General features: G+C 48.7%; 3 protein-coding genes and 1 riboswitch. All 3 genes read left to right on the forward strand.

Translation table 11 applies throughout. The features are described 5' to 3' along the window. The first annotated feature begins 218 nt into the window (after window positions 1-218). A riboswitch (adenosylcobalamin-variant (AdoCbl-variant) riboswitch) is annotated at window positions 219-298 on the forward strand. 56 nt (window positions 299-354) lie between these two features. The 3 genes from cobG (at window position 355) to QUB25_RS29405 (ending at window position 3291) form a co-directional block, all read left to right on the forward strand. Further along, window positions 355-1800 carry a precorrin-3B synthase gene (gene cobG, locus QUB25_RS29395; RefSeq protein ID WP_333188971.1) on the forward strand — a complete coding sequence of 482 codons (1446 nt, stop codon included), beginning with the start codon at window positions 355-357 and terminating at the stop codon, window positions 1798-1800. Between the two features lie 154 nt (window positions 1801-1954). Next, entirely contained in the window at window positions 1955-2584 is a 630-nt protein-coding gene (locus QUB25_RS29400; RefSeq protein WP_333188973.1) for a precorrin-8X methylmutase, read from the forward strand. Further along, a complete protein-coding gene (locus QUB25_RS29405) occupies window positions 2581-3291 on the forward strand; it encodes a precorrin-2 C(20)-methyltransferase (protein ID WP_333188975.1) in 711 nt (236 codons plus the stop codon). Before QUB25_RS29400 ends, QUB25_RS29405 begins: the two co-directional genes overlap by 4 nt. The last annotated feature ends 305 nt before the right edge of the window (window positions 3292-3596 follow it).

The following is a 3596-nucleotide window of genomic DNA, read 5'->3' on the forward strand; positions in this document are numbered from 1 at the left end:
TGTTGTCATGGTTTTATGATTGCTGTATTTGGTTGTCAATGTTCGGATGATGTTTCTATTATTAACGGTGTTGTTAAGGTTTGTAAAGGGGTTGAGCGACAGTTAAACTGATGACTGCGATTAGGAAAGCTGATGAAAGGATAGGGGTGGGCGATCGCCAGGGGTTTTGTTAAGAAAGTTGAGGGTTTTGCTTTCTGTCGGTCAGGTCGTGATACCTTTCTAAAACCTGAAAGCGGGAAAGTCCGGTGCAATTCCGGCGCTGTGCCGCAACTGTAAAAGTCAGAATGCCGATTTCGGGGGCGCTTTCTGGGCGTTTACTTTTGGATTCCCTGCGTAGCACGGGGAGGAGATTATTTGTTAGCTTTGACTGATTTGCCGACTTGTCCGGGTTTATTTTACGGTTCCCAAGCCCGAGACGGAGTTTTATCGAGAATGCGGATTCCGGGGGGAATTTTAAACGCGCAGCAGTGTTGGACGATCGCCGATTTGGCAGATCAATACAGTACCGGCTGTTTGCAAGTGACAAATCGGGCAAATTTGCAAATCCGAGAAGTGAACTCGGAAATAGCCCCGGAAGTCTGGAACCGCTTGCAGGAATTGGGGATAGCGTCTCGCCGCGTTGAAGTTGACCCGATTCGCAATATTATGGCAAGTCCGACAGCAGGGATCGATCGCCAGCAGTTACTGGATACTCGCCCGCTAGTCAAAGCTTGGGATGATTACCTGCAAACACATTCCGAGTTGTCGGAACTTTCGCCTAAGTTCAGTATTGGCTTCGACGGGGGGGAATCAGTTTCGATCCAGGCTTTACGCAACGATATTTTATTAGCGGCAGCAGGGCGATCTGCAAAATCAGAAATCGTTTTTCGGCTGCATTTAAAGAGCGAGACAGGAATTTTAATCCAAGAATCGCAATGTATTTCAGTATTAGCCGCCCTCGCTAGCACCTATCTTGAATACACCAAAAATCGACCTCGAATTGATGGTAAAAAACCGCGTTTACGTCACCTGCTGCAAGATTGGGGCGCTGAAAGTTATCTAGAAAGGGTAGAGAGAAATTTACCGTTTGTAGTGCAGCGAAGCCCGATCGCCTCATCTGAAAAATCCATCACCCATCACCGACATCTCGGCATTCATCCTCAACGACAGTCCGGTTTCTCCTACATGGGAATTGCACTGCCTCTAGGTAGGCTAGAATCAAAGCAACTGCGGAATTTGGCAAATTTAGCCCAAAAGCTAGCCAGCGGTACCCTGAGACTTACGCCGTGGCAAAATCTGCTAATTTCTGATATCCCCAACTCCCAGCTTTTTGAGGTAAAACAGCAAGTCGCCGATTTGGGATTGCACTCATCGGCGACTCGCCTAGATTCGTGCTTGGTGGCTTGTGCCGGCAGCAGCGGCTGTGCGTCGGCGGCGACAGATACTCAAAGTCACGCCCTAGGAATGGTTAGGGATTTAGCGCAAAAATTGACGATCGACCTGCCGATTAACATTCATTTCAGCGGTTGCCAAAAGTCCTGCGCCCAGCACCAGCCAATTGATATCACGCTGGTAGGAATTCAGATTGAGCGAGGAGACGAGACGATCGAAGGTTACGACATTTATGCGGGTAGAAAAGATTTGCCCTTCGGACGACAAATTTTTCAGGCGGTGAATGCGATCGAGATGCCCGATGCGATCGAACGAATGTTGCGGGTGTATCAGCGGTTTCGAGAGCCTGGGGAGTCATTTGGTGAGTTTGTCGATCGGCAGGCGATCGACCAATTGCAGGAGTTGTTGAGCACCGAAAATTGGAATTGAAAGTGAAAAAATCTCTCATAAAAAAAGACAAATTTTAAGCATTTCTCTTTCTATCTCTCTTGAGATTTCTTCCTTCGCGTCCTTCACGCCTTCGCGGTTCATTCAAAAAATCTATTTCACAAATCCCACAAAATTCCCATAGCAGTTGTAAACAATGATTGACTACATTCGAGACGGAACAGAAATTTACATTAAATCCTTCGCCACAATTCGAGCCGAAGCAGATTTGTCAAGCTTGTCGCCCGATTTAGAATCGGTAGCCGTGCGGCTAATTCACAGTTGCGGCATGACTGATATTGTTGCAGATTTAGCAGCTTCGCCCGGTGCAGCCACCTGCGGACGCCAAGCCCTCGTCGCAGGTGCGCCGATTCTGTGCGATGCCCGGATGGTGGCCGAAGGCATCACTCGCAAACGCCTTCCCGCTGACAATCCGGTGATTTGCACCCTCTGGCATTCCGAAATCCCAGAGTTGGCGCGGCAAATAGGAAATACTCGATCGGCGGCGGCGCTTGATTTATGGCTGGACAAGTTGCAGGGTGCGGTTGTGGCGATTGGCAATGCCCCGACTGCTTTGTTCCGACTACTGGAAATGCTGGATGCCGGAGCACCCAAACCGGCTTTAATTTTGGGTTTCCCGGTAGGATTTGTCGGGGCCGCCGAATCCAAAGCCGAACTGGCCGCCAACAGTCGGGGAGTGCCATTTATTACGTTGCACGGGCGGCGCGGTGGCAGTGCAATGGCAACGGCGGCTGTGAATGCGTTAGCGAAAAAGGATGAATTATGACTAAGGCTAGTGGTAAATTGTACGGTTTGGGTATTGGCCCTGGCGATCCAGAGTTGATTACTTTGAAAGCTTATCGGATTTTGCAATCGGTGCCGGTGATTGCCTATCCGGCGATGGAAAATGGTAAGGTGCTGGCGCGGGCGATCGTCGCAGATTATCTGCGCCCGGAGCAAATTGAGATTCCGATGCCGTTGCCTTTTAGTCCGACGCGATCGTCTCAACCTTATTATGATATTGCTGCCGAGAAAATTGCCGCACATCTGAGCGAGGGGCGGGATGTGGCGGTGCTATGTGAGGGCGAACCTTTTCTCTACGGTTCGTTTATGTATCTATTCAACCGTTTGTCGGGGACATTTACCACTGAAGTTGTGCCGGGAATTTCTTCGACAATGGCGAGTGCGGCTGCGTTGGGAGTGCCGCTGACTTATCGTAACGATGTGTTAAGTATTATGCCTGCGACGCTGGAGGCTGAGGTTTTGCGCGATCGACTGGCCGTTGTTGATGCTGCTGTGATTATTAAGCTGGGCCGGCATTTTGCGAAAGTCCGGGACGTACTGATTGAGTTGGGACAGTTCGATCGAGCTTTGTATATAGAACGCGCAACTATGCCGAATCAGCGAATTCGGGCGATCGCAGATGTCGATCCCGCTGAAGTTCCCTATTGGGCTCTCATTATGATACCTAGCCAGCAGAAGTCTGTATCTTAATATTTCCATGCCTGAAGGCGACGCGCTTCCAGGCTTTACCTACTTTTTTGTGCATTCTTACCTCTTTATCCAGTTTTCTTCATATTGATAAGTTAAGGTTATCATTTTCATTAGTTAATCTGTTGTTAAAAAACTTTACAAACCTGAGAATATGCTTTATGTTTATTTACATGGCGGAACACAAAGCCGTCACGAACATTGAAAACCAAATAAAGCAATCATAAACAAATGACAACAACCTTACAGCAGCGCGAAAGCGCCAATGTCTGGGAACGCTTTTGTGAGTGGGTAACATCAACCGACAA

It is taken from the genome of Microcoleus sp. B3-D7, assembly GCF_036705305.1.
Taxonomy (GTDB): domain Bacteria; phylum Cyanobacteriota; class Cyanobacteriia; order Cyanobacteriales; family Microcoleaceae; genus Microcoleus.